This window comes from Rhizobium sp. AB2/73 (assembly GCF_020871915.1).
GTDB classification, from domain to species: domain Bacteria; phylum Pseudomonadota; class Alphaproteobacteria; order Rhizobiales; family Rhizobiaceae; genus Rhizobium; species Rhizobium dioscoreae.
The window spans coordinates 1129891-1153787 of record NZ_CP067071.1 but is presented as its reverse complement, the minus strand read 5'-3'; the positions used below and the strand labels follow the sequence as shown (position 1 = coordinate 1153787).

General features: G+C 60.5%; 24 protein-coding genes. 11 read left to right on the top strand and 13 right to left on the bottom strand.

Going from position 1 to position 23897, the window contains the following annotated elements; all coding sequences use genetic code 11:
* Positions 1–6 precede the first annotated feature (6 nt).
* Positions 7–1629 (top strand): ABC-F family ATP-binding cassette domain-containing protein, encoded by a 1623-nt coding sequence (locus I8E17_RS05845; RefSeq protein WP_069611928.1) that lies wholly within the window; start codon positions 7–9, stop codon positions 1627–1629.
* Between the two features lie 18 nt (positions 1630–1647).
* Here the strand turns inward: I8E17_RS05845 and I8E17_RS05840 are convergent, their stop codons facing one another.
* The 5 genes from I8E17_RS05840 to I8E17_RS05820 all read right to left on the bottom strand — a co-directional run bounded on the left by I8E17_RS05840 (position 1648) and on the right by I8E17_RS05820 (position 7936).
* On the bottom strand, positions 1648–2661 hold the full coding sequence (locus I8E17_RS05840; RefSeq protein ID WP_069611927.1) for an OmpA family protein: 1014 nt from the start codon (positions 2659–2661) through the stop codon (positions 1648–1650).
* The gene (locus I8E17_RS05835; protein ID WP_069611926.1) at positions 2655–3587 is read right to left on the bottom strand and encodes a hypothetical protein; all 933 of its coding nucleotides are present in this window, start codon (positions 3585–3587) and stop codon (positions 2655–2657) included. The genes I8E17_RS05840 and I8E17_RS05835 overlap by 7 nt, the downstream gene beginning before the upstream one ends.
* Positions 3587–4405 (bottom strand): hypothetical protein, encoded by an 819-nt coding sequence (locus tag I8E17_RS05830; protein WP_069611925.1) that lies wholly within the window; start codon positions 4403–4405, stop codon positions 3587–3589. Before I8E17_RS05830 ends, I8E17_RS05835 begins: the two co-directional genes overlap by 1 nt.
* Positions 4383–5831 carry a hypothetical protein gene (locus I8E17_RS05825; RefSeq protein WP_069611924.1) on the bottom strand — a complete coding sequence of 483 codons (1449 nt, stop codon included), beginning with the start codon at positions 5829–5831 and terminating at the stop codon, positions 4383–4385. Before I8E17_RS05825 ends, I8E17_RS05830 begins: the two co-directional genes overlap by 23 nt.
* 191 nt (positions 5832–6022) lie before the next feature.
* Positions 6023–7936: a hypothetical protein gene (locus I8E17_RS05820; protein WP_083258145.1), complete on the bottom strand. Its 1914-nt coding sequence runs from the start codon at positions 7934–7936 to the stop codon at positions 6023–6025.
* 228 nt (positions 7937–8164) lie between these two features.
* On the opposite strand from I8E17_RS05820, the gene I8E17_RS05815 reads away from it, so the two are divergent.
* The 6 genes from I8E17_RS05815 to I8E17_RS05790 all read left to right on the top strand — a co-directional run bounded on the left by I8E17_RS05815 (position 8165) and on the right by I8E17_RS05790 (position 11608).
* Positions 8165–9181 (top strand): 2-dehydropantoate 2-reductase, encoded by a 1017-nt coding sequence (locus I8E17_RS05815; RefSeq protein WP_113366416.1) that lies wholly within the window; start codon positions 8165–8167, stop codon positions 9179–9181.
* 180 nt (positions 9182–9361) lie between these two features.
* A complete protein-coding gene (locus I8E17_RS05810; protein ID WP_069611921.1) occupies positions 9362–9589 on the top strand; it encodes a hypothetical protein in 228 nt (75 codons plus the stop codon).
* Positions 9590–9601: 12 nt separating this feature from the next.
* Positions 9602–10543 (top strand): 4-hydroxy-tetrahydrodipicolinate synthase, encoded by a 942-nt coding sequence (dapA, locus tag I8E17_RS05805; protein ID WP_069611920.1) that lies wholly within the window; start codon positions 9602–9604, stop codon positions 10541–10543.
* Positions 10544–10684: 141 nt separating this feature from the next.
* On the top strand, positions 10685–10882 hold the full coding sequence (locus tag I8E17_RS05800; protein ID WP_141720045.1) for a hypothetical protein: 198 nt from the start codon (positions 10685–10687) through the stop codon (positions 10880–10882).
* Positions 10883–10914: 32 nt separating this feature from the next.
* Positions 10915–11184: a hypothetical protein gene (locus I8E17_RS05795; RefSeq protein ID WP_069611918.1), complete on the top strand. Its 270-nt coding sequence runs from the start codon at positions 10915–10917 to the stop codon at positions 11182–11184.
* 94 nt (positions 11185–11278) lie between these two features.
* On the top strand, positions 11279–11608 hold the full coding sequence (locus I8E17_RS05790) for a DUF1883 domain-containing protein (RefSeq protein ID WP_069611917.1): 330 nt from the start codon (positions 11279–11281) through the stop codon (positions 11606–11608).
* An 8-nt stretch (positions 11609–11616) separates the two neighbouring features.
* On the opposite strand, the gene I8E17_RS05785 is transcribed toward I8E17_RS05790, so the two are convergent.
* Positions 11617–12933: a replication-associated recombination protein A gene (locus tag I8E17_RS05785; RefSeq protein ID WP_069611916.1), complete on the bottom strand. Its 1317-nt coding sequence runs from the start codon at positions 12931–12933 to the stop codon at positions 11617–11619.
* Positions 12930–14333, bottom strand: a complete 1404-nt coding sequence (locus I8E17_RS05780) for a DegQ family serine endoprotease (RefSeq protein ID WP_069611915.1) — start codon at positions 14331–14333, stop codon at positions 12930–12932. Before I8E17_RS05780 ends, I8E17_RS05785 begins: the two co-directional genes overlap by 4 nt.
* A gap of 217 nt (positions 14334–14550) precedes the next feature.
* Between I8E17_RS05780 and I8E17_RS05775 the strand changes: the two genes are divergently transcribed.
* The gene (locus I8E17_RS05775) at positions 14551–14856 is read left to right on the top strand and encodes a hypothetical protein (RefSeq protein WP_229002104.1); all 306 of its coding nucleotides are present in this window, start codon (positions 14551–14553) and stop codon (positions 14854–14856) included.
* A 208-nt stretch (positions 14857–15064) separates the two neighbouring features.
* On the opposite strand, the gene ilvD is transcribed toward I8E17_RS05775, so the two are convergent.
* Positions 15065–16903, bottom strand: a complete 1839-nt coding sequence (gene ilvD / locus I8E17_RS05770) for a dihydroxy-acid dehydratase (RefSeq protein ID WP_069612277.1) — start codon at positions 16901–16903, stop codon at positions 15065–15067.
* Between the two features lie 339 nt (positions 16904–17242).
* Between ilvD and msrP the strand changes: the two genes are divergently transcribed.
* Together msrP and msrQ are read left to right on the top strand one after the other, a co-directional pair.
* Complete coding sequence (msrP, locus tag I8E17_RS05765) at positions 17243–18193, top strand: protein-methionine-sulfoxide reductase catalytic subunit MsrP (RefSeq protein ID WP_069611914.1); 951 nt, start codon at positions 17243–17245, stop codon at positions 18191–18193.
* Positions 18190–18846 carry a protein-methionine-sulfoxide reductase heme-binding subunit MsrQ gene (msrQ, locus tag I8E17_RS05760; RefSeq protein WP_113366411.1) on the top strand — a complete coding sequence of 219 codons (657 nt, stop codon included), beginning with the start codon at positions 18190–18192 and terminating at the stop codon, positions 18844–18846. The genes msrP and msrQ overlap by 4 nt, the downstream gene beginning before the upstream one ends.
* Before the next feature lie 28 nt (positions 18847–18874).
* Here msrQ and I8E17_RS05755 read toward each other — a convergent pair whose 3' ends face one another.
* The 5 genes from I8E17_RS05755 to I8E17_RS05735 all read right to left on the bottom strand — a co-directional run bounded on the left by I8E17_RS05755 (position 18875) and on the right by I8E17_RS05735 (position 23298).
* Positions 18875–19765 carry an HlyD family secretion protein gene (locus I8E17_RS05755; protein WP_069611912.1) on the bottom strand — a complete coding sequence of 297 codons (891 nt, stop codon included), beginning with the start codon at positions 19763–19765 and terminating at the stop codon, positions 18875–18877.
* Entirely contained in the window at positions 19762–19971 is a 210-nt protein-coding gene (locus tag I8E17_RS05750; protein ID WP_015339618.1) for a DUF1656 domain-containing protein, read from the bottom strand. Before I8E17_RS05750 ends, I8E17_RS05755 begins: the two co-directional genes overlap by 4 nt.
* Positions 19972–19975: 4 nt before the next feature.
* Positions 19976–22048, bottom strand: coding sequence for an FUSC family protein (locus tag I8E17_RS05745; RefSeq protein WP_069611911.1), 2073 nt, complete (start codon positions 22046–22048; stop codon positions 19976–19978).
* Complete coding sequence (locus I8E17_RS05740; protein ID WP_069611910.1) at positions 22045–22515, bottom strand: MarR family transcriptional regulator; 471 nt, start codon at positions 22513–22515, stop codon at positions 22045–22047. Before I8E17_RS05740 ends, I8E17_RS05745 begins: the two co-directional genes overlap by 4 nt.
* Before the next feature lie 156 nt (positions 22516–22671).
* Complete coding sequence (locus tag I8E17_RS05735; protein ID WP_083258144.1) at positions 22672–23298, bottom strand: TetR/AcrR family transcriptional regulator; 627 nt, start codon at positions 23296–23298, stop codon at positions 22672–22674.
* 69 nt (positions 23299–23367) lie between these two features.
* Here I8E17_RS05735 and I8E17_RS05730 point away from each other — a divergent pair, with 69 nt between their 5' ends.
* Positions 23368–23886: a DinB family protein gene (locus I8E17_RS05730; protein WP_069611908.1), complete on the top strand. Its 519-nt coding sequence runs from the start codon at positions 23368–23370 to the stop codon at positions 23884–23886.
* Positions 23887–23897 lie beyond the last annotated feature (11 nt).

Here is a 23897-nt window from a genome sequence, read left to right as displayed (position 1 = left end):
GTAACCATGATTCGTATCGAGAATATCAGCAAGCAGAATAGCCATCGCATCCTCTTCATCGAGGCGTCCGCGGCGCTCAACAGGGGCGAGAGTGTCGGGCTCGTCGGGCCGAACGGCGCGGGAAAGACAACGCTTTTTCGGATGATTACCGGGCAGGAGCAGCCCGACGAGGGGCAGGTTTCCGTCGATAAGGGTGTCACCATCGGCTACTTCAATCAGGACGTCGGCGAGATGGAAGGGCGCAGTGCGGTCGCGGAAGTCATGGAGGGCGCCGGTCCCGTCAGCGCCGTTGCCGCCGAACTTCGCGAACTCGAAGCAGCGATGAGCGATCCGGACCAAGCCGACAGGATGGATGAGATCATCGAGCGCTATGGCGAGGTGCAGGCGCGTTATGAGGAACTCGATGGCTATGCCCTCGAAGGCCGCGCCCGTGAAGTGCTAGCGGGCTTGAGCTTTAGCCAGGAGATGATGGACGGCGATGTCGGCGGGCTGTCTGGCGGCTGGAAGATGCGTGTGGCACTTGCCCGCATCCTCTTGATGCGCCCCGATGTCATGCTGCTCGACGAGCCGAGCAACCATCTCGATCTCGAAAGTCTGATCTGGCTCGAATCCTTCCTGAAGGGCTACGAGGGCGCGTTGCTGATGACCTCGCACGACCGCGAGTTCATGAACCGCATCGTCACCAAGATCATCGAAATCGATGCCGGCAATCTCACCAGCTATTCGGGCGACTATGAATTCTACGAGCAGCAGCGCGCTCAGAACGAAAAGCAGCAGCAGGCGCAGTTCGAGCGCCAGCAGGCGATGCTCGCCAAGGAAATCAAGTTCATCGAACGCTTCAAGGCGCGCGCCTCGCATGCTTCGCAGGTACAGAGCCGCGTGAAGAAGCTGGAGAAGATCGATCGCGTCGAGCCGCCGAAGCGCCGACAGACCGTCGCCTTCGAATTCCAGCCGGCGCCGCGCTCGGGCGAAGACGTAGCCGTGCTGAAAAACGTCCACAAGAAGTATGGCAGCCGGACCATCTATGAAGGGCTGGATTTCATGGTGCGACGCCGCGAGCGCTGGTGCATCATGGGCATCAACGGCGCCGGCAAATCCACACTCCTGAAGCTGGTTGCCGGCTCGACGCAGCCGGACGAGGGCAGCGTTGCGCTCGGCGCCAGCGTCAAGATGGGCTACTTCGCCCAGCACGCCATGGATCTGCTGGATGGAGAGCGCACCGTATTCCAGCAGCTCGAGCATGATTTTCCGCAGGCCGGTCAAGGCTCGCTGCGGGCGCTTGCCGGCTGCTTCGGCTTCTCCGGCGACGATGTGGAAAAGAAGTGCCGCGTGTTGTCGGGCGGCGAGAAGGCGCGGCTCGTCATGGCGATCATGCTCTTCGATCCGCCGAACCTGCTGGTGCTCGACGAGCCGACCAACCATCTCGATCTCGACACCAAGGAGATGCTGATCGAGGCGCTTTCGCAATATGAAGGCACGATGCTGTTCGTCTCGCACGACCGGCATTTCCTGGCGGCGCTCTCCAATCGCGTTCTGGAGCTGACGCCGGAGGGCATTCATCAATATCCCGGCGGCTATACGGAATATGTCGAGCGCACCGGTTACGAGGCACCTGGCCTCAGAAACTGATGCCTCGCCAAATCGGCACTATTGCGTATTCACTGATGGGGCGGCCCCGGCGTTGATGACGGCGACAGGCGTTGTCCTGCCCCGCACGCGGATTTCGATGCGGCGGCGTGCCTCGACGGCGCCGCTTTGGCCAGACGTGACGGTATCGCCGGGCAAGATGAGCTGTGCGGCGGACATCGGCAGGATAGTGGCATCCTTCAGCTTCGGATTGGCCTTGAGCACATTGGCGACGGCAATGGCGCGGGCAAGGCCGAGACCGGCATTGTCTGCCGGCAGCAGGGCGGAGACCGGCAGCTTGCCATCCATCGCGCCGATGATCGTATCGTCGAGATTGGATTTTTCGCGCGCCACCGGCTGCTCGTCGGTGTGGCCGATCACCTCGACGATATTGGCGCCATAGAGGCTCAGATTGCTCGCGATTTCATCCGTGATGGTCGTGCTGAGCAGCTGGGAGAAGGTGCCCGTGAGTTCGGCGCTTCCCGACTGGAAATAGTTCTTCTTGGCATCGTCGAGGTTGATGATGGGCGGCCAGTCGTGTGCCCCCTTCCCACCCGCGTTGCCGGCCAAGAGCTTGTTGATCTCATCGGGCGCCGCCGCCAGCGAGACGCCATGTTCTTTTAGAACGGCGGCAACCTTGGAAAGCGATTGCAGATCAGCTGTGGTCCCGCCCTGATCCGCCATGCTGTCGAGTGTTTCTTTCGCCAGAACCAGCTCCCGCCATTGCTTGTCCACCACGGCCTTGTCGGCAGCGGAGAGATCGCCGGAGACGACCTTGGACTGGAGAAGCACGATCTCAGCCGCCTGCTCCGCTCGCTTCTTCTCCAACACCGCGACTTGCTGCTCGGCCTTCTCAAGCTTCCGCTCGACCTCGTAGCGCTTGTTTCTCTCAGCGGAAATCATGGCGGCGGCCACCAGCAACAGGCAGAAAACCAGGAGCAGCATGGATTCGGCCATCGTCAGGCCTAGGATGAGGCCACGATTATAGCCCTTGTGCTCCAGCTTCGGCGTGCTGTCCGATCCTCCTGCTACCATAGATGCCACCAGCGTTTTCGCGGCACAGCCTCGGGCTCAACAGCGATATCGCCATCGGGCTTCGGCAGCGGCGTTTGCCCCATCGCTTCGGCCACACGACCGAGCGCCAGCTCGATATTGCGCAGCGGCTGCAATTGCGCCTCCGACATCTCCTTGATGGCGGCAATCGCCGGTGCCAGCTCGGCGCGCACGACATCCTCTGGCGCGCGGATCTCCTCGAGCTTCTTGCCGACATTCTCGACGGCGGTGCCGAACGTGCCGATTATCTCCGACAGCTGCGAGGTCGTGGCCGTCAGCTGCGCGGCGGCGTCGTTGATCGGTGTCACGGCCTGCTTTGCCAGCAATTCCAGGATCTTGTTGATCTCCTGGCCATTGCGCTCGGCCTGTCGCGCGATCTCCTCGAACCCTTCCGACAGCATCTGGTTGCTGACGCGGCGGTAATGGGAGAATTCGCGCGAGGAGGAGTCGAGTTCGCTGCGGACACGCCGCGTCATCTCGGCAAGCTCGTGGCGCACGCTGCGTTCGATGTCGATCGGATCGCGCCGCATCTGGTTGAAGAGGATACGCAGCGTCACGCCGGCAATGGTCGAGGTGACAGCGATGCCGAAATTGCGGACGATGGTCTCGATCGATGTCTCGCCGGCAAAGAGATAGAGCGATACGCCGAGGCTCGACAGGGTGAAGAGGAAACCCATGTAATAGAGGTTGTCGCCCGCCTGCTCATTGTGCAGCCGGAACCCGGCGACGGCCAGCGATACGATGAAGTAGATCCCCATCAGCACCAGCGGCACACCGGTCACGATTGGCAGCGACCAGCCCATGAGCTTCGACGACCAGATGAAGATCATGCCGCCAATGGTGATGGAGGCGAATAGCACCATCGGCCCATAATCCCGGATGAGATATCTGGCGTCGGTATTGGCCATCAGCGTATCCCCTCCAGCCGCACGAAGCCGCCAAAATCACCCTTGTTGTTCTTGATCCACTGCATCCAGAAGTTCGCAAGTTCCTCCATGCTGAACTTCATGTTCGGCCTTTGAAAGGCGAGGATCTTGACCGTGACACCATCCAGCGACGTGCGGAAACGGTCATCTGCCGGGCTTTGCTGATATTTCTGATAGGAAGCGCCATCCCTGTAATTGGAGAAGGCGGCCGTGTGCTCGATCATATCGGAAGCGATGTAGAGGCGCTTGGGCATGCCGCCTGGCGCATTGGCGAAGACCTCCAGATTGATCTTCTGAATGGCGGCCATGATCGGCGACAGCCGGCCGGACTCGCCCGCCGTCAGCTTGCCGGCGATTTCGGCAAGCGGCTTTTGGAAGCCCTTTTCCCAGCGCGCCTGTGCGAGGCGCGGATTGCTGGTCCATTCGTCGACATTCGCGCCGCTTCCGGGATTGCAGCCATGGAAGGTCTGGATCAGCTCACCTTCCTTTTCTGTGAGCGCATAGATATCGATGGCGCCGCCAATCGGCACGTCCGCAACGATCTTCTGGAACTGGTTGCGGAGATCGAGCGCCGTCGTGTCCGATATCGGATCTGTGACATCGAGCAGGATGGCCGTTTCCGCCTTCGGGCCATCCACGGGGCAGAGAGACGCCTGGTCGACGGCGACATTGCCGCTTGCCTTGTAACGCAGCCAGCCATAGGCGCCGACGATCCCGAGGGACAGGACGGCGAGACAAACCGTTGCGATGATGAGACCGGCGGATCCGCCGCGCCGGCTACGCCGCTTGCGTCGCGCCAAGGATGCTCTCCGGGAAAAGATTATCGAGCTGATGGTATTTTTCGATGGCGCGCTCGAATTCGTCGCCGATCCGCTTGATCTGCTCCGAAAGCTCCGCCTGAGCACTCTGGATACGCGAGCCCAGCACCTTGTCGTCCCATTCCTCTTCCGTGCGAATGACGGGCGTCAGGCGCTCCATCTTGTAAGCGGCTTTGAAGTATGACGGCTCCGGCTCGGTGCGCGCGGCCCGGTTGGCATCGCGATAAGAGGTGAGCAGCACATTGGCGGCACGCTCCAGATGGTTCTGGTGTTCGGCAAAGAGGCCCGCGGTCCTGGCACGATGCGCGATGATGGCAGCCGTTTCCTGGCGGCGCAGCGAGAGATCGCGGATGATCTCTTCGATCTTGCTGTTGTGGTCGTCGCGGATCTCGCGGAGATCTTCGATCAGATCAAGCTTGCGGTCGATGTAGTTGTCTCTGGCCGCATCGAGACGCTTCTGGACGCCGGCAAAGCCCGGATAAGGATCGGTCAGATAACAGCCGTCGATGAAGGCGACGAGCGAGAACATCAGACCGATGGCAAAGAGCATCCAGGAGTTCAGCTCCTGCAACCCGAGCGGTGCGGTCTTGAGCCGCTGGATCACCTCGGCACCGGCTCCGCTCAGGATCGTCGAAGAGACCTCGCGATAATGCGCTAGCGCGATATTGATGCCCAAAGCCACGGCGACATAGGCGACAAGCCCCAGCAGGCCGAGCAGCTTCAGCGCAAAGGAGCGATGCACCAGAAAACGGACACAGAAGAAAGAGAACATCAATGCCGTGCCGATGTTCAGGAAGGCGAAGGCGGCTGCCTCGGTTACACCACCGACGAGACCCTGCTCGCTTCCTTTGGCGAGAAAACTGCCGTTCATCACCATTTCGATGAGCACGAGGAAGACGATCAGCGAGACCTTGAAGCCCCACGCCGCCCGGCTGGAAACCTTCGCGGCGCGCTGCAGCTTATGCCTGGCCTTAAAGCCCGCCATTTCATCCTCGGCCGTTTTCAGCTTGCGGCGCAAGCCGTGAAGCTCGTCGACGCCGCTTGCCACTTCCGCCTTGAAATCCGAAACGCTTGATGCGTTCGCCTGGCGGATCAGCCCGAACTGTCCCTCGAAATCGAGATTGCGCAAGCGGCTGTCGAAAGTCTGGAACTGGTCCTCGAGGATCTGATAGGAGCTTTTCTTTTCCGCTTCGACCCAGGCGACGATGCGCTGCTCCGTCTCGTCATGCGATTGCGCATCTGGCGGCGGCCGATTCTGACGCCCGGCAGCGGCACCCTTTTCCTTCAGGTCGAGGGTGGTGCCCAGCTTTTCGATATCGACGACGGGAAACACATCCGTCGAGGCACGGAAATCATGGCTGGTCTCCCGAACGCTATCCCAGAGACGGTTGAGGGCTTCGAAACGCAACGATCTTCCCCGGTGAATTCATCAACTTAGAAAGGACAATTGAGAAATCGATACCGCACCGGTTGTCCACGGTCCAGAGCGATATGGCAGAGGTTAGGATGCGATTGTGGTAAAGACTAGCCCGACCTCGTGTTGATTGGAAAACACTGACGTGAGCGAGGGTGACACTTGCACCTGATGGTGGGCAGCTGCTATGCCATGGTCACGTTCGGGATTGCCTTCCAGAAACCTGCCCGGCGCAGCCCTTCCCGATAGATGTCACGCTGCCATTGCTCCTTGAAAGGCACGACGGAAAGCCATCGATCAACATCGAAATCCGGGTTGGTTCTTTGGACGCGCTGAACGAAAAAGCCTGCCTTTTCCTCATGCCCGAGCATCGCCCAGCTGGCAGCGGAAATCCTGTCCGCCAGGCGTGCATTCGCCATCCGGCCGATGTAATCGAGGGCAGCCTCGAAGCGACCGAGCGTATAGCTCGCCACGGAAGCAGTCCAAAGATAGGTATCGGGGCTTACCGGATTGAGCGCCATAGCGCTTTCAATCTTCGTCAGCGCCAGATCCGGCCGGGACGCATAAAGCAAAGCCTCCGCATGGTCGGCAATGATGCCGGCATGCCCCGGATTAAGGGCTTCAGCCAGTTTCAAGGCCTCTATGCTCTCCTCACTCGCCTTTCGGAAGACCTTCGTCATGCCAAGCTCGCGATAGCCGTCGGCGATATCGCGCCGCGCTGCGATGGCCTGCATCGCATAGCTTTCCGCCTTGTCCAGCAAGGCCGCATCGCCACCGAAGGTCAGTACCCATTCCTTAGAATAGGTACGGGCCATAGAGCTCAAGGCAGGCGCGAAGTGGCTGCCGGTGCGCAGCGCCATCTCAAGCTCCCCACGCGCCCTCTGCAGATCGGGTACGGAGAGGCGCTCGATGTAACGCTTGCCGGCGAGATAGCGCTGATAGGCCGCCGGATTTTCCTCGAAATGCGACCTCATCATCTCCCGCCGCTCGATCTGCCCTGCAAGCGACAGCACGATATGACGTGCGACCACCTGTCTCCGCTCTTCGGGCGAGGATTGTCCGAGGCTGATGCGCTCGGCCCAGATGATTTCATCGCTTGCGGCGTCGACCAGTTGCGAAAACAGCAGCGGTCCGTTGCCGCGAAGGCTAAGCCGCATCTCAAGAAGGTAGGAGCGATCCCATTGGTCGAAAGTTGCAACGGCACGTTCCCCGGTCCTGCCAACCCGGACCGCCGTGTAACGATCCGCAATCTGAAGACTGTCCAGCGCGCAGAAACCGATTGTGATATCGTTCACGAGGGATGAGGTATCATAATCTTTCCCTTGCCCCTCCGTGGAAGGCAGGAGCAGGAGGGGTATCTTCACCCTCGCTCGCGCAGCTGAAATCCGTTCATGGTGGGCATCCCCGGCTCGAATTTCCGAAGCATATTCCCGCTGCGCCGACCATGAGGCCAGCAGCGCGGCACGCTGCGCGAAAATCTGCCTGAAGTGCTCCACCTCACCTTCCGCATCGAATATCCGCAACAGGATGCGATGAATATCGCGATCTTCGGGATCTATACCAAAGACCAGGAGTGCCGCCTCTCTCACCAGAGCGACATCCGCCATACCATTGGCTTCGGCGGCAGCGGCATTCAGCGCCGCCTTCAGTGCCGACAGATGCCTGCCGCTTTGCGCCTCCCGCCAATGAAAGAAAATCGCGCTCTGGCAATCTGTACCCTGCAGGAATTCCGCCGCGAACGTCCTCACCAGCGATTGCAATCTTGCAAAGATCGGTCTGCCATCATCCGTGGGCGCGAACCACAGATCGGAGGTGGTTGGAGGCGCGTCGAGTTCGACGGCGGTCTCGCTGAAACGCAGAAATGATCTCCCGAGTGCTTCCTGGCGGACCCTGATACGTGAAACCAGCTTGCGCAGATTGACCTGCGCACTGCCATTGTCGTCTCCCCACAAAAACCGGGCGATCGCGCTGCGCGACACGCGCGACGTTGGCTCCAGCATCAGATAGACCAGGATCAACAGACCCTTTTCGGGAAAGGCGACCTCGTGACCATCGCTGTCCAAAAGCTTCAAGCCGCCAAATGTATGGAGTGAAAACATAATCTGTTCACAAAATCCGGGTGAAGCAGCGACGCTGAGAGGTATTTCCTTTACCTGTTACCCCCATTCGCGCTCGGACGAGTATGGTGAAATTTCGATAAGGCTGTAGTGTGTCGGAAGGTCCGGCGATTTTCAATTCCAATTGCCGACAATCTGATAAACCACTCGCTAAATCACGGGCTCGCCATATCTTGGCAGAGCATGCGACTTCTTTCGGAGCATCAAATCATGACGCCCTCTCCCTTCAAGAACATCTGTGTCTACGGCGCCGGCGCACTCGGCGGGGCGATCGCGGCCAAGCTCGCCTCCGCCAAAGAAGCGCAGACCAAGATTTCCGTCGTGGCGCGCGGAGCTCATCTGGAGGCCATTCGCGCCGGCGGCATAAGCCTGTGGGAAGCCGATGCGGATAGTCCTCTCATCGCGCAGATGACCGCAACGGCCGATGCTGGCGAACTTCCGCCGCAGGATCTTGTCATTACCGGCCTCAAAGGCCATCAGCTTGCCGCAGCTGTCCCCGGCATTGCGAAACTGCTGCATTCGGGCACTCGCATCGTCATGATCCTCAACGGCGTTCCATGGTGGTATTTCCATCGGGACCGTCAAAGCGGCCATGCCGAGTACCAGATGGAAGAGCTCGATCCGAACGGCGATCTCTGGCGCCTGATCGGGCCGGAGCGCGTCATCGGCTGCGTTGCCTATCAGGGGGCGGAAGTCGTCGCCCCCGGCGAGGTCAAGCTCGCCAACAACGGATATTTCATCCTTGGCGAACCCTCCGGCGAGACGACGGGCAATATCGAAGCCATCGCAGCGCTGCTGCAGCGGGCCGGCGTCAATGTCTCGATTTCCCCGCGCATACGCGACGATATCTGGAGCAAGCTCATGGGCAACGCTGCCTTCAATCCGATCAGTGCGCTAACCCGCGGTTTGATGTCCGATATCATGGACGATCCCGCGCTTGCGGCCATGGTGGGCCAGGTAATGAGCGAGGTAAAAGCCATTGCCGAGGCTTTGGGATCGAACATCGCCATCTCCGTGGAGGAACGTCTTGAGCGTTCCCGTCAGATCGGACCCGTACGCACCTCGATGCTGCAGGATCTTCTTGCCGGCAAGGCGCTGGAAATCACGCCTCTCGTCGGTGTCGTTGTCTCGCTCGGAAAGCTCGTAAATGTGCCGACGCCGGTCTCGGCGACGATCCTGGCGCTGGTGACGCAGCTCGACCGCAAGAACCGGCAGGGCGCCGAGTAAGCGGCGGCCGGCTACGCCAGATAATTTTTCGATGCTCCGGCAGCGGTCCACAGGCCATTCTCCGGAGGAACTCCGGCATGTCGGTTCTTTATATTTCACTTACGCCTTCGTCCTTGGCCCCGAATGGATTTCCTATGGGAGCCGGCGTTACGCTTGCGGTGGAATATGGAGACAGATCCCATGCTCGACACGCACGCCCCCAATCTTACGGAAGCCATCCGCGTCCTCGTTCATAACAGCGACGAGAAGCATCATCGTGTTGCGGCATCGGCTGCAGCAACGAAAAGATCACGCCAATGCCCGCTTCATTCGCGCCAGGTCCAGGAAAAGCGCACCTTTCAGGCTATGCTCGCCTTCGGCCTGCTGCTCGGCGCTCTCGAGTTGTTCATCGTGCTGCATTACCTCTGAGATTTCACAGATATGAGTAGACCGACTTTTCGAAGGCGCATCGGCGGTGCGATCGCCGCCCTTGTGACGCCTTTCCGCGACGGCGTTTTCGATGGCGTCAACATGATGGCCCATATCGAGTGGCAGCTGCTAAACGGGATCGATGGGCTTCTCGTCTGTTCGCTGATTGGCGAAGGTCCGACGCTGACGGAGGCCGAGCGCATTCGTGCCATCGAAATCTGCATCGAGCTTTCAGAAGACAAGGTGCCCGTCGTCGTCGCGACCGGAACCAACGACACGAAGACGACCCTGGAGGAAACGATACAGGCACAACGTCTTGGCGCCGATGCGGCTTTGGTAACCGTGCCTTATTATTCCAAGCCGACGCAAAAAGGGATCGTCCACCATTTCGAGCAGCTGGCGGCGCAGACCGAGCTGCCGATCATCGTGCATAACCAGCCTTCGCATACCGCAGTCGATCTCGCTCCCGCAACCGTCGCGCGGCTCGCCGAAATTCGAGGGATTATCGGGATCGCCGACGGCGGCTGCGATGTCTCGCGCGTCGATGTCTGGCGACCTCTTTTGCCGGAGCGGTTCGGCCTGTTTACGTCGAATGACGCCAGCGCACTCGGCTTTACGGCTGGGGGCGGACATGGCTGCTTCTCGGGTGCGGCCAATATCGTTCCGCGGCTCTTTCAATCGATGCAGCATTCGGCGGCCTGCGGCAATGTCGTCGCGGCACAATCCATCGACGAGCGGTTGCAGCCATTGTTCAGCGCGCTCGCCCGCGAAAGCGAGCCGGCGACGGTCAAGCACGCCCTGTCACTGGTGAGAGATATCGAGGCGGAGGTTCGCCTGCCATTGGTCGGCGTCGGCACCGAGACGGCTGCGGCCATCCAGGCGGCAATCACCCTATTTCAACTCGACGGCAGCGGCAGATTCGCCCCGCGCCATGGCTATCGCCCGGGATTGTGAAATCGCCGCATCCATATGAAATTTTCATATTTTTTCCGTTTCAGGCAAATGGAAAACCTAGCGGCTCCCCCATAGATTCAACAGCGTAGCACCGGAAATGATCTTATCGGACCCATGGTGCTGGTGACACTGAAAGGAACCATGATGTCACGCCATACGCATACAGGCCTATTCGCCGATCCCCTCCAACGCCTTCGCAAGGCCGCCCTCGCAAGAAGCGAGCGGCCCATCTCCTCGGACGCATTGCTGAACGGGCTTCGTTCCGTCGCCCCGCGCCTCGGGCTTGTCCTCCTGATCGCCGGCGCCCTGCAGATGGCGCTGCACCTGACCGGACACTGAGCGAAATCGAAGAGATTCAAGAGGAAATAACAATGGCAAACGCACAGCATGTTCAGCGCCGCTCGGCTCACAGCGCGATTTCCCCGGCTCCAGCCCGCTTCATCATCGGCCGCGACCGCCGCGGCAGCTGGATTGTACAGGACCGGCAAGGCCTTGTCGGCGGCCTGTTCCGCAATGAAGCAGCCGCCCTGCACTTCGCAGCTGAAGAATGCAACCACAATCCGGCTGATATCTGCCTGGCGCCCGAAGGCGCCATCCTCGATCTCGACGGCTTTGCCCCCGCATCGTCAAACCTGCACTAACTTCCCCTTGGCAGGCTTCGAGAGCATCTCGCCGAACGCTTCCTTAACCGCCCTCAGGTAAGCTTTCGGCCAGATATCCAAAGAACAGAAAGCCATGTCGAAGCCTGCCTTCCGCTACAGCCACTACGACCTCAGAGAGCAGCGCGCCGGAACGGTGATCGAGATCACCCTCTCGGCCATTGCCAATGTCAGGCTGATGAACAGTTCGAATTTCCAGCGCTTTACCGAGACGCTGAAGCATCAGTTTCTAGGTGGCGTCGCCAAGAAATCGCCGATACGGCTGGTCATTCCGGAGGCCGGCCATTGGCATCTGGTGGTCGATATGGAAGGTCATAAGAGCCTGGCGGAATCGAGCGTGAAGATGGTCGACAGGGTAACAGTGCCGCGAATACAGAAAGCGCCGCAGGATGTCGCCGGCAGGTGATATATGGGCTAGCGCTCGCCGCGCTCCTTGCGCAGCTTCGACCACCAGTCCAGCCGCTTGCGGATCTCACGCTCGAAACCCCGCTCCGGCGGATCGTAGAAGGTCTGGCGACCCATCTTCTCCGGAAAGTAATTCTGGCCTGAAAAGGCATCCGGCTCGTCGTGATCGTAGCGATAACCATCGCCATAGCCTTCGGTACGCATCAGCTTGGTCGGCGCATTCAGAATGTGCTTGGGCGGCAGCAGCGAGCCGTTCTGCTTGGCGGCCTGGGTCGCGGCCTTGAAGGCCGTGTAGACGGCATTGGATTTCGGGGCAGTAGCGAGGTAGACGCAGGCCTGGGCCAACGCCAGCTCGCCTTCCGGCGACCCCAGATAATCATAGGCGTCCTTGGCAGCATTGCAGATGACAAGCGCCTGCGGATCGGCAAGACCGATATCCTCCACCGCCATGCGCACCAGCCGGCGTCCGAGATAGAGCGGATCTTCGCCGGCATCGAACATGCGGGCGAGATAATAGAGTGCCGCATCCGGATCGGAGCCCCGGACCGATTTATGCAGCGCCGATATCAGATTGTAGTGACCGTCCTGCGCCTTGTCATAGACGGGCGCGCGGCGCTGAACGATCTTGACCAGCATGTCGGGATCGAAAAGCTCGTCCTTGCGGGCAGCGCGCCAGACTTCTTCCGCCAGCGTCAGCACCGAGCGGCCATCGCCGTCGGCCATGCGGATCAGGCTGGCACGGGCATCCTCCGTCAGCGGCAGCGGCTTGCCCTCCACCGTTTCGGCGCGGCGCAACAGCTCTTCCAGGCTTCCCTCGTCGTGCGAACGGAATGTCAGGACGCGAGCCCGGGAAAGAAGAGCGGCGTTGAGTTCGAAGGATGGATTTTCCGTGGTTGCGCCCACAAGAATGACGGTGCCGTCTTCCATGACGGGCAAGAAGCTATCTTGCTGGGCACGATTGAAGCGATGGATCTCGTCGACGAACAGCAGGGTCTGGCGGCCATCCATGCGGCGCAGACGCGCCGCCTCGAAGACCTTCTTCAGATCGGCGACGCCTGAAAAGATCGCCGAAATCTGCTCGAAGGCGAGACCCGCCTCGCCCGACAAAAGCCTTGCAACCGTCGTCTTGCCGGTGCCTGGAGGCCCCCAGAAGATCATCGATCCCAGCGAGCCAGCCTCGATCATCCGGCGCAATACGCCGTCCTCGCCCGTCAGATGTGCCTGACCGGTGACTTCGGCCAATGTTTGCGGCCGCAGACGATCGGCAAGAGGCCGCTTGTTGGCGACCTCCTCCGGTATCCGCGGTGCAAACAGGTCATCGCTCATCGGAAGAACTGCCTGATACGCTGGCCGTCGCGCTCGATCTCGACGCGCCAGAAGCTCGGGTTTGACGTAACGGTCTTTTGAAGGATTTCCGTGGTGTTGATCGCCACCCCATTGATGGAAATGACGATGTCGCGGGCAGCAAATCCAAGCCGGTCGGCCGGCGAATTCGGCTTCAGGCTTTCGATGACGACGCCTGAAGAATCCGGCGGCATATGCAGATCATCGGCAACGCGCGGCGAGAGATTGGCAACGGTCGCGCCGGAGAAGGGATTGTTGCCTTCGATCACCCGCTCGTCGCGCGGCGTGGATTCGGGCGCGGCGGCGAGCGTCATCGTGGCCTGATGCTCCTTCCCATTGTCGAGCACCGTCAATGCCACTGTCGCACCAAGGCCAGCCGTCGTCAGGCGATAGCCTAGCGCATCGGGATGCTCGATTGAAATGTTATTCAGCGCCGTGATCACCTCACCGGGCTTCAGGCCCGCCTTGGCCGCCGGACCGCCATCGACGACCTTGGTCACCAGCGCACCGCGCACCTTGTCAAGGCCGAGTGCTTCGGCAACATCGGATGTCACCGGCTCGAAGGAGGCGCCGATATAGGGACGCTCGAAGGCCTTGTCGCCACGATCGGCAGCGGCAAGGAAAACCTTGACCAGATTGGCCGGGATCGCGAAGCCGATACCGTTGGAGCCGCCACCCTGGGAAAAGATCGCCGTATTCAGCCCGATCAGCTCGCCGGTCATGTTGACGAGCGCGCCGCCCGAATTGCCGGGATTGATCGAGGCATCGGTCTGGATGAAGAAGCCGACCTCGTTCTTGACCTGATTGCGGGCAAGCGCCGAAACGATGCCACTCGTTACCGTCTGTCCCACGCCGAAGGGATTGCCGATCGCGAGAACGAGATCGCCAACCTCGATGCCGTCGGAATTGCCGAGCGGCAGAACCGGGAAAGTCTCGTTCTTCGACTGGATCTTCAAGACGGCGAGGTCTACACGATCGTCCTTCAGCACGACCTTGCAGGGAAATTCGCGGCCGTCCGAAAGCGCGATCTTGATATCGTCCGCGCCATCCACGACGTGGTTATTGGTAATAACGGTGCCATTTGCCTCCACGATGACGCCGGAGCCCAGCGACGACTGCTTCTCGGTGCGATTCGGCATGCGCTGGCCGAAAAACTGCTCGAAGAAGGGATCGCCGGCAAAGGGGGACTGACGCTGCACGACACGCTCGGCATAGACGTTCACGACAGCACCGGACGTCTGCTTGACCAGCGGGGCAAAGGAGAGCTGCATCTGCGTCTGGCTTTGCGGCAGCGTCTTCGCCGTCTGAGCCTCAGCGGAAAGCGGCATCGCCATGACGAGGGCAATCATCGAAACGGCAGTGCGCTTCAGGAGGACATGCATGGAAATTTCCCTTTTTAATTCTCTTTAAACAACGTTGTAGCGCCCGACGCTAGAAAGAAAAGAGGGCGGAACCATGAAGCATAAATGGAAGTTTGCTGTGATAAAAAACAGGCTCGCCGAACAAAAACATGCTGTCATGCATTTCGCGTTGGGAATCGTCAAAAGGGAGCCACGTATGCGATTGATCCATGTTGCCGCCGCCACGTTCCTCGTCTCGATGGGCATGGCCGGCGCCTCTCACGCCGCCAGTTTCGATTGCGAGGCGCAGAATCTGAAACCGGACGAGAAAACAATCTGCGACGTTCGGGCCCTTAACGATGCCGACGTGAAGATGGTCACGACCTTCGACCTGCTCTCGGGCCTTCTTGCCATGGGCGCGCGGGGCACGATGCAGGACCAGCAGACGGAATGGCTGAAAAAGCGGCAGGCCTGCGAGGCGGATGTCGCTTGCTTGAAGACCTCTTATGAGGAGCGCCTTAAAGTGCTGAACGACACCTACAAGCAGATCAATCGGCCGCTGTAAGAGTTTGGTTTGAATGGCTTAAAGGTTTTCGCTGAGATGTCCCCTCGCCCCGCCTGCGGGGAGTGGGTTAGGGTGCGGGGCTACCGCAAGAACAGCCAGACTCTGCCATCGCGATAAAGCTCGAAAAGCCCCTCATCCGTCCTCTCGCAGCCGAGCTATGCTCGACTGCTCGAGTCCACCTTCTCCCCGCTGTGCGGGGCGAAGGGGCTTATTTGCCACCCAGATCGCGAACGGCACCCCGATCCGCGCTGGTCGCAAACGCGGCATAGGCCTTCAACGCCGTGGTGACGTTGCGCTTGCGTACTTCGGCCGGATGCCAACCCTTAGCATTCTGGGCTTCGCGGCGAGCGGCAAGCTCCTTCTCATCGACGCGCAGGCTGATGATGCGGTTCGGGATGTCGATGTCGATCATGTCGCCTTCGCGCACCAGGCCGATCGTGCCGCCATTGGCTGCTTCGGGCGAGACGTGACCGATCGACAGGCCCGAGGTGCCGCCCGAGAAGCGGCCGTCGGTGATGAGCGCGCAGGCCTTGCCGAGGCCCTTGGACTTGAGATAGCTCGTCGGATAGAGCATTTCCTGCATGCCGGGGCCGCCCTTCGGGCCTTCATAACGGATGACGACGACATCGCCGGCCTTTATCTCGTTGCTGAGGATGCCCTTGACGGCCGCGTCCTGGCTTTCGAAGACTTTGGCAGGGCCGGAGAACTTCAGGATCGATTCATCGACGCCGGCTGTCTTCACGATGCAGCCATCGAGCGCCAGATTGCCCTTGAGGACGGCCAGACCGCCATCCTTGGAGAAGGGATGCTCGACGGAGCGGATGACACCGTTTTCGCGGTCGGTATCGAGCTCCTCCCAGCGGGCGTTCTGGCTGAAAGCAACCTGGGTTGGAATGCCGCCAGGAGCCGCGCGGAAGAATTCGCGCACCGTCTCGCTGTTGGTGCGTGTGATGTCCCAGCGATCGATAGCATCGCCGATCGTTTCGGAATGCACCGTCGGGCAATCGCGGTTGATGAGACCGCCCTTATCGAGCTCGCCCAGGATCGACATGATGCCGCCGGCGCGGTGCACGTCTTCCATGTGAACGTCGTTCTTGGCAGGCGCGACCTTGGAGAGACACGGTACGCGGCGCGAGAGCGCATCGATATCGGCCATGGTGAAATCGACTTCGCCCTCATGCGCGGCTGCCAGGATGTGCAGAACCGTGTTGGTCGAGCCACCCATGGCAATGTCGAGCGCCATGGCATTCTCGAAGGCCTGCTTGGAGGCAACGGAACGCGGCAGGATCGATGCATCGTCCTGCTCGTAATAACGGCGGGCGAGATCGACGACCAGATGGCCGGCTTCGACGAAGAGGCGCTTGCGGTCGGCGTGGGTAGCGAGCGTCGAGCCATTGCCCGGCAGCGACAGGCCGAGCGCTTCGGTCAGGCAGTTCATCGAATTGGCCGTGAACATGCCCGAGCACGAGCCGCAGGTCGGACAGGCGGAGCGCTCGATGACCTGGACGTCTTCGTCGCTGATCTTGTCGTCAGCGGCGGCAACCATGGCATCGACCAGATCGAGGGCGACCTTCTTGCCCTGCAGGACGACCTTGCCGGCCTCCATGGGGCCGCCGGACACGAAGACCGTGGGGATGTTCAGGCGCAGTGAGGCCATCAGCATGCCGGGGGTAATCTTGTCGCAGTTGGAGATGCAGACCATGGCGTCGGCGCAATGGGCGTTGACCATGTATTCGACGCTGTCGGCGATCAGCTCGCGCGACGGCAGCGAATAGAGCATGCCGTCATGCCCCATGGCGATACCGTCGTCGACGGCGATGGTGTTGAATTCCTTGGCAACACCGCCGGCCGCTTCGATTTCGCGCGCGACGAGCTGGCCGAGATCCTTGAGGTGGACGTGGCCGGGCACGAACTGAGTGAAGGAGTTGACCACCGCAATAATAGGCTTGCCGAAATCGCTGTCCTTCATACCCGTCGCGCGCCAAAGGCCGCGCGCACCGGCCATGTTGCGGCCGTGGGTGGTTGTTCTGGAACGATAAGCTGGCATGGTGTCTTCCTCGTCATCCTGGAAATTGCGCGGCGTCGGGCATCGGCCAAGGATTTCGGGCCAAAAGGGCGCCGGCAACTCCGCTTTTTGGAATTGTCCTAATCCAATCGTGCAGTACTGTCACTATCAACTCAAGCGAATCCGGTACGCTTCCGGGCAAGGGCCACGTCCGGGCGAACAAGTCGCTCGACCAAAGTTGGGAACGAAACAGCCCGATCACAAGCGCACACAAAAAGTTGCTTTCACTTCCAAAGAAATGCCGGCCTAAGAGTGTAACAAAACCTGCGTCCGCTGCGTATCGCTCATATCGAAGCTGCTATCGCATAAAGGAATTGTTCCATGGCCGCCTATCGCCCGCCGAAAATCGCATCCTCCGAAATTACACCCCGCTCGATTTATCTGAAGCGTCGCGAGTTCCTGACGACGGCAGCGGCCGGTATCGGCGTGGCGGCGATCGGCGGCAAGGCGGCGCTGGCCGAAGCCCTGACGGCGACCAAGAGCAATTACACGGTCGATGAGAAGCTGACGCCGCTCAAGGACGTCACCACCTACAACAATTTCTACGAATTCGGCCTCGACAAGTCCGATCCGGCCAGCCTCTCGGGTAAGTTCAAGCCGCGTCCCTGGACGATCAAGGTCGATGGCATGGTCAACAAGCCCGGCACGTTCGATGTCGACGCGCTGATCAAGGAGTTTCCCCCCGAAGAGCGCGTCTATCGCATGCGCTGCGTTGAAGCCTGGTCGATGGTGATTCCATGGGACGGCTTCCAGCTTTCGGCCCTGCTCGACAAGGTGGAGCCGCAGGGCAGCGCCAAATATGTTGCCTTCGAAACTGTTGTGCGGCCGGAAGAAATGCCGGGGCAATCTGGCCTCCTGCAATCTCTAAACTGGCCCTATGTCGAGGGCCTGCGTCTCGACGAGGCGCGCAATCCGCTGACGCTGCTCGCCGTCGGCCTCTATGGCGAGACCCTGCCGAATCAGAATGGCGCGCCCATCCGGCTCGTCGTGCCGTGGAAGTACGGCTTCAAGGGCATCAAATCGATTGTCCGCATCACGCTCACCGACAAGCAGCCGCTGAACACATGGCAGGCAACCAACAGCCAGGAATATGGCTTCTATGCCAACGTCAATCCGGCTGTCGATCATCCGCGCTGGAGCCAGGCGACCGAACGGCGCATAGGCGAAGGCGGCTTCTTCGGCTCCAACCGCCGCCCCACCCTGCCCTTCAACGGCTATGCCGATCAGGTTGCCAGCCTCTATAGCGGCATGGATCTCAGGGTGAATTTCTGATGGCCCTCTCCTTCGCTCTCCCAAAACGTTGGCAACCCGCCTCCGTCTGGGCGCTCTACGTTGTCGGGCTTTTACCGGCCGCCTGGGAATTCTATCTCGGGGCAACGGATCAGCTCGGCGCCGACGCGGTGAAGACGTTCGAGCTCTTCCTGGGACTATGGGCGATCCGCTTTCTGCTGCTGACGCTTGCTGTCACGCCGCTTCGCGATCTCTTCGGCTGGAACTATCTGCGCTATCGCCGCGCGCTCGGCCTGCTTTGCTTCTACTACGCGCTGATGCATCTGACGGTCTATATGGTTCTCGACCAGGCATTGGACGTGCAGGCCGTCATCGATGATGTATTGAAGCGGCCTTTCATCATGTTCGGCATGGCGGGACTCGTCATGCTGCTGGCCTTGGCCGTGACCTCGAACAACTTCTCGATCAAGCGTCTCGGCAAGAAATGGATCTGGCTGCATCGCCTCGTCTACATCATCGCCGCCTGCGGCGCTCTACACTTTGCGCTATCGACCAAGGTGTTGTCCGTAGAGCAGTTCATCTATATCGGCCTGCTGATCGCCATGATTCTCTACAGATCCTACCGGCCGATCATGATGGAGAGGCGGCGGGCAGCACGCAAGCCAGCTGCGGCCTTTAGTTCCAGAGTGGCCTGACGGCGGCCGCTCTACCTTTCAAGCGAAGTCATTCCGCAGCGCTGGCGATCTTGGCTTGGCCCTGTTCCCGCACTTCGACGGTCGCCGTGAGGCCGGCGATGAGCTTCGTGCCATCGGGTACCTTGTCGAGTGCGATGCGCACCGGCACACGCTGCGCCAGGCGTACCCAGCTGAAGGTCGGCGTTATGTTGGCTAGCAGGCTGCCGGAGGTGCGCTCGCGGTCCTCGATGCCGTAAGCGATGCTCTCGACATGACCGGTCAGCTTCTCGGCCTGCCCCATCAGATGGATATGAACTTCGTCGCCGATCTGGATGCGCGGCAGCTTGGTTTCTTCGAAATAGCCTTCGACGCGCAGGGAATCGCTGTCGATCAGAGCTACCTTTGCGGTTCCGGCTGAAACATAGTCGCCCGGACGCAGGCTGAGGTTCGAGATCGTGCCGTTGACGGTGGCGCGAACTTCGGAGCGGTCGAGATTGAGCTGGGCGAGTTCGCGATTGGCCGTCGCCTGACGAACGGCAGCTTCATCCTGCTGCACGGTGGTCAGCGCCTGCTCCTTCTGCTGCAGGGAGGCGGCATCCCCAAGGCGCGCCTGGCGTGCGCTTTCGCGCTGAGCCTGCTCGAGAGCCGCCTTGCTGCTTGCAAGGGCTGCATCCGCCTGTTCGAGAGCGATGGCGAAACGATCGCGATCGACGCGGAAGAGGACATCGCCCTTCTTGACGGTCTGGTTGTCCTTGACGAGGACCTCGCTCACGAGACCGGAGACATCGGGGGCGATGCCGACGACATCGGCCCTGAGACGCGCATCGCGCGTCCATGGTTCATCCATGTAATGGCCCCAGAGCTGGCGGCCGACATAGACGGCGGCAATAACGAAGATGAGAGTGACGGCCACACGGCCGATGAGTTTGAACGCGTTCATGTGAAATACCAACGGGAGACTGAGGAGACGGCGCCGAGCAGCAGGACGTAAAGCGCGAGATCGAAAAGACCGCGATGCCAGACCAGAGTGTAGACTCCGATCCATGCGAGCAGGCGTCGAAGGATGATGACGACAAACAGCGTCAGGAGCATGAGAACGAGAAGGCGCGGGATATAGACGCCATAGAGATCGAATTCTGCGGGCATGATATTACTCGGCGGCAATGGAATGGGGTTGAGTTGTATCGGATAGCGGTGGCCGCCAGCTCGCCGGCGGCTCGGCGTGGGGGAAAAGCGCCCGGCGAAGACCGACGAGCGCATCAAGGCTCGCCCGACTGGATTGCCGCTTTTCCTGTGCGACGGCTTCGAGGCTATGGTCGATCGACACACGCAGTTCGTCGGCCGGATCCACGGCCCGTTTTGCCTTCAGCCGCGAACGATAGAAATCCGATACGCCGATCAGGACTTCGCTGACCGATGCGGCGGCAGCCGGCTTCAGCTGGCCACGCTCTTTCTGAAGCATCAGCACGTTGAAGCCGAGACGGACATCGGCGTAACCGTCGACCTTTTTCAGTTCGCGGTCCTCGATGCCTGCAAGGCGGGGGACAAGCTGGCCCAGGCGGTCGAGGATGCGGCCTGAGAGGCGTTCATGATCGGCACGGCGGATACCGGCGGCAGTTTCGGCCAGATCTCTCCAGCCGGCCCGCACCAGCCGCCAGGCGGCAAGCTCGGAGCCGAATGGGCGGGTAAGCAGAGTCCAGACCAAGGCGAAGCCAACACCGGCCAGAGCGGCGATCGCACTGTTGGTGAAGCTGGCGAAATCGGCGGTGTAACGATCCTGCAGCGCGATGAAACTTGCGCCGTTCACCGCCAGCAGCATGCCGAGCATGTTGGTCTGCGGGCGGGTAATCAGGATGCCCATCACCAGGAAGGGCGGCGCAAAGACCAGCACCAGCATCTCGAAGCCGGAAATCGACGGCAACACGCCGAAGATATAGACGCAGGCGATGACCAGACTCACCGCAGTCCAGATGAACATGGTGGTGATGAAGGGCGCGGGACGATCGAGCGCGGCGAAAAACGAGCAGGCAACGGCCACCATGGCGATGAAGCCGGCGCCATCCGCCCAGCCGGAATAGATCCAGAAGAAGCAGGCGACGGCAATTCCGGCGATGACGCTACCGGCCGAGAAGGCAAGCAGGGCGTAATCATAATGCCTGCTGCGGCCGACGACATTGCGGTAGCGGAAGGCGGGGCGCCAGGTGCCGACCTGCTGCCCCGAAACGATCTGAGCGCGCAATGTCAGGCAATCCTGCCATAAATCGACAATTTCCTTGAGGCGCGCGAGAGCGCTCGACCGGACGAGGTCGTCCCAGCCGATATCGAGATCGTTCTGCTGCAATTCCTCGATCTTCCGCGACAAGGTCTCAGCGGTGTCATCGGTCTTGCCGCGACCACCCTGCCCCAGCCAGTCGGCCACCTCGTTCAAAACAACGAGCAATTCCTGCGGTAGCGGCTTGCCGCCGGCCTTCAAGGCGTGCAGCCGATCGGCAAGGGAGGAGAAGAGCGGCAGCAGCATCAGCAGGCGGCCGCGCAGTTCGCGCGAATGCCTGACGATGTCGCGGCTGCCGGCATCATAGCGCAACTGGCTGATGACGAGATCCAGGCCGGAAACGTCAGCAGCAAGCTTCTGCCGCTTCAAGGGCGTTGCCGGCGAAGCGCCCTCGCCGCGCAGGATCTCGTCGGCCCAGGTGCCGGCATCATCAAGCCAGGACCCTATGCGCTGGCCGAGCACGGTGCCGACGCTGCTCGGAAAGACGACGGCGCTAACCACGCTTGCACAGACAATGCCAATAATGATCTCTTCCGAACGGGCAAGCGCGACATCGAAAATGGTTTCGGGCGAGCCGACGGTCGGCAGCGCGATCAGCGGCAACGTATAGCCGGCCAGCATGAAGACATAGCTGCGCGACGTGCGGTCGAGCATCGAGATGAACAGCAAGGTGCCGGTCCATAGCGCGACAACGATCGAAAGCAGTTCCGGCGCGTTGACGAAGAGCGGGATGAGGATCACCGATGCGGTGGCACCGATAAGGGTGCCGAGCGCGCGGTAAAGCCCCTTGGAGCTGGTTGCGCCGGCAAGAGGATTGGCGACCACATAAACGGCGGCCATCGCCCAATAGGGCCGCGGCAGATCGAGCGACAAGGCGATGAACAGCGCCATGATCGCAGCCATGAAGGCCTTGACGGAAAATAACCACTCGCGCCAGGATGGAATGCTCATGAGACCTTCTCCGGCTCCGGTTCGGCGGCCTTGGATGCCTCAAACTCCTCGAAAGCCTTCAGGACGCGAACCGCGGCTTCGATATCCGCGGGGTCGACATTGGCGAGGATCTTGCCACGCAGCTCATCAAGTACGTCTTCCATGCGGGAGGCCAGCTTTTCGCCTTCCGGCGTCAGCCACAGGCCTTTCGCGCGCCGATCCGTCGGATCATCCTTGCGGATGACAAGATCCATGCTTTCGAGCTGATCGATCAGCCGAACCAGAGACGGGCCTTCGATGCCGACATAGGTGGCGAGCACCACCTGCCGCACGCCTCCTCCCAGGCGGCCGATCCAAAGCAGCGGCGCGGCCACCGCCTCGGATATGCCATGGGAGCTCAGCGCGAGATCGACGGCCCGCCGCCATTGGCGGCCGGTGGTCAGCAGGTTTGCGGTGAAGAGGCGTTGTAGAGCGTTTGACGAGTTCATGAGAACCTATTAGCACTAAACTAATTAGGATTCAAATTATTATTATCGAAAGCGCTATTCCAAATGGGAAAGCAGCTATGCACTCAGCGATAACCAAGACGGTAAGGAGGCCGAGATTGCAGGCGTGGAGATAGGCCCAGCCACTCGACCCCTCTTTCAGCGATCGGCGTTGCTCAGATAGGAACAGATCATTCTGACAAGCTCCCGCTTCAGTTCCGGCGAGTCCAGCACATGCTTTCGAGCTGCGCCGTGGATCACTCCTTCCACCGCACCAGATAGCAGCTGCGCAAGGACATCGTCGGAGGGGCCGTTGCGGTCATTGCGATGCGTGGCAACGAAAGCTTTGTAGTGAGCGTGATATTCGGCCAGGAAGGCATCGTGCGCCACCCTCGAACCATCGTGGCCCGGCGCCTCATCCAGCAGCACCCTGTGAAGCTCCGGGTTCACATTGTGAGCGTCGATCATGCCTTGCACGAGCGCCTCCGCGCGCTGCGGCAACGGCAGTGCGCCGGCCATCGCTTTGCGCATGACCATAAGGACCTCATCGAAATGACGACGCCTGACGGCTTCCACCAAGGAAAGCTTGTCAGGGAAATACTGATAAAGCGAGCCGATGCTGATACCGGCAACCGCCGCGACAGTATTGGTCGTGAAGCCGGCCCATCCGCGCTCCCCTAAAACGCGAGCACCCGATTCGACAATCGCATCGACCGTTGCCCGCGAACGCGCTTGGCTCGGCTCTTTTCGCATCGGCGTACGCGGTTTCTTAATGCGAGTAGACATGCGCCGCCCATTCCATGAAAATGTGAACAGATTACTCGCATTTCATCGAATGACGAAAGGTGTTTCATCATGAGCGAAATATCATTGCTGCAAACTCTGTTCCGCTATCAGGCCTGGGCGAACGAGGAATTGCTCGACGCTGTCGGTCGCCTCGATCCCGATCGCCACGGCAGGGAACGTCATCTCTCCATACGCCTGATGAACCACTCGCTGGTCGTCGGCCGCATATTCGCGGCGCATCTCACCGGAAGGGAGCACGGCTACACGGACGACAATACGCCGGAGACGCCATCCCTGCCCGATCTTCGCGCGGCGCTGACGGCTTCGGATCAATGGTATCTGACCTATCTCGAAACCGCCGACTCGGAGCTTCTGTCAGCTCCAGCGCCGTTCGTCTTCACGGATGGCGACAAGGGCTGCATGACGCGCTGGGAGATGCTCCTCCATGTCGTCACGCATGGAGGCTACCACAGGGGCGAGATCGGTCGGCTTCTGGCGCAGCTTTCCATTACACCGCCCTGGGACACCCTTGCCGTTCATCTTCATCATAGCGAACCAACGCGCAGGCTGGCCGCTGCGGCTGAATGAGCCCCGCCCTG

Bases quoted from the DNA above. Each gene is read 5' to 3' on its own strand.
- I8E17_RS05845 (WP_069611928.1), top strand. From the start codon at position 7: ATGATTCGTATCGAGAATATCAGCAAGCAGAATAGCCATCGCATCCTC.
- I8E17_RS05840 (WP_069611927.1), bottom strand. From the start codon at position 2,661: ATGGTAGCAGGAGGATCGGACAGCACGCCGAAGCTGGAGCACAAGGGC.
- I8E17_RS05835 (WP_069611926.1), bottom strand. From the start codon at position 3,587: ATGGCCAATACCGACGCCAGATATCTCATCCGGGATTATGGGCCGATG.
- I8E17_RS05820 (WP_083258145.1), bottom strand. From the start codon at position 7,936: ATGTTTTCACTCCATACATTTGGCGGCTTGAAGCTTTTGGACAGCGAT.
- I8E17_RS05815 (WP_113366416.1), top strand. From the start codon at position 8,165: ATGACGCCCTCTCCCTTCAAGAACATCTGTGTCTACGGCGCCGGCGCA.
- I8E17_RS05810 (WP_069611921.1), top strand. From the start codon at position 9,362: ATGCTCGACACGCACGCCCCCAATCTTACGGAAGCCATCCGCGTCCTC.
- dapA (WP_069611920.1), top strand. From the start codon at position 9,602: ATGAGTAGACCGACTTTTCGAAGGCGCATCGGCGGTGCGATCGCCGCC.
- I8E17_RS05800 (WP_141720045.1), top strand. From the start codon at position 10,685: ATGATGTCACGCCATACGCATACAGGCCTATTCGCCGATCCCCTCCAA.
- I8E17_RS05795 (WP_069611918.1), top strand. From the start codon at position 10,915: ATGGCAAACGCACAGCATGTTCAGCGCCGCTCGGCTCACAGCGCGATT.
- I8E17_RS05790 (WP_069611917.1), top strand. From the start codon at position 11,279: ATGTCGAAGCCTGCCTTCCGCTACAGCCACTACGACCTCAGAGAGCAG.
- I8E17_RS05785 (WP_069611916.1), bottom strand. From the start codon at position 12,933: ATGAGCGATGACCTGTTTGCACCGCGGATACCGGAGGAGGTCGCCAAC.
- I8E17_RS05780 (WP_069611915.1), bottom strand. From the start codon at position 14,333: ATGCATGTCCTCCTGAAGCGCACTGCCGTTTCGATGATTGCCCTCGTC.
- I8E17_RS05775 (WP_229002104.1), top strand. From the start codon at position 14,551: ATGGGCATGGCCGGCGCCTCTCACGCCGCCAGTTTCGATTGCGAGGCG.
- ilvD (WP_069612277.1), bottom strand. From the start codon at position 16,903: ATGCCAGCTTATCGTTCCAGAACAACCACCCACGGCCGCAACATGGCC.
- msrP (WP_069611914.1), top strand. From the start codon at position 17,243: ATGGCCGCCTATCGCCCGCCGAAAATCGCATCCTCCGAAATTACACCC.
- I8E17_RS05755 (WP_069611912.1), bottom strand. From the start codon at position 19,765: ATGAACGCGTTCAAACTCATCGGCCGTGTGGCCGTCACTCTCATCTTC.
- I8E17_RS05750 (WP_015339618.1), bottom strand. From the start codon at position 19,971: ATGCCCGCAGAATTCGATCTCTATGGCGTCTATATCCCGCGCCTTCTC.
- I8E17_RS05745 (WP_069611911.1), bottom strand. From the start codon at position 22,048: ATGAGCATTCCATCCTGGCGCGAGTGGTTATTTTCCGTCAAGGCCTTC.
- I8E17_RS05740 (WP_069611910.1), bottom strand. From the start codon at position 22,515: ATGAACTCGTCAAACGCTCTACAACGCCTCTTCACCGCAAACCTGCTG.
- I8E17_RS05735 (WP_083258144.1), bottom strand. From the start codon at position 23,298: ATGTCTACTCGCATTAAGAAACCGCGTACGCCGATGCGAAAAGAGCCG.
- I8E17_RS05730 (WP_069611908.1), top strand. From the start codon at position 23,368: ATGAGCGAAATATCATTGCTGCAAACTCTGTTCCGCTATCAGGCCTGG.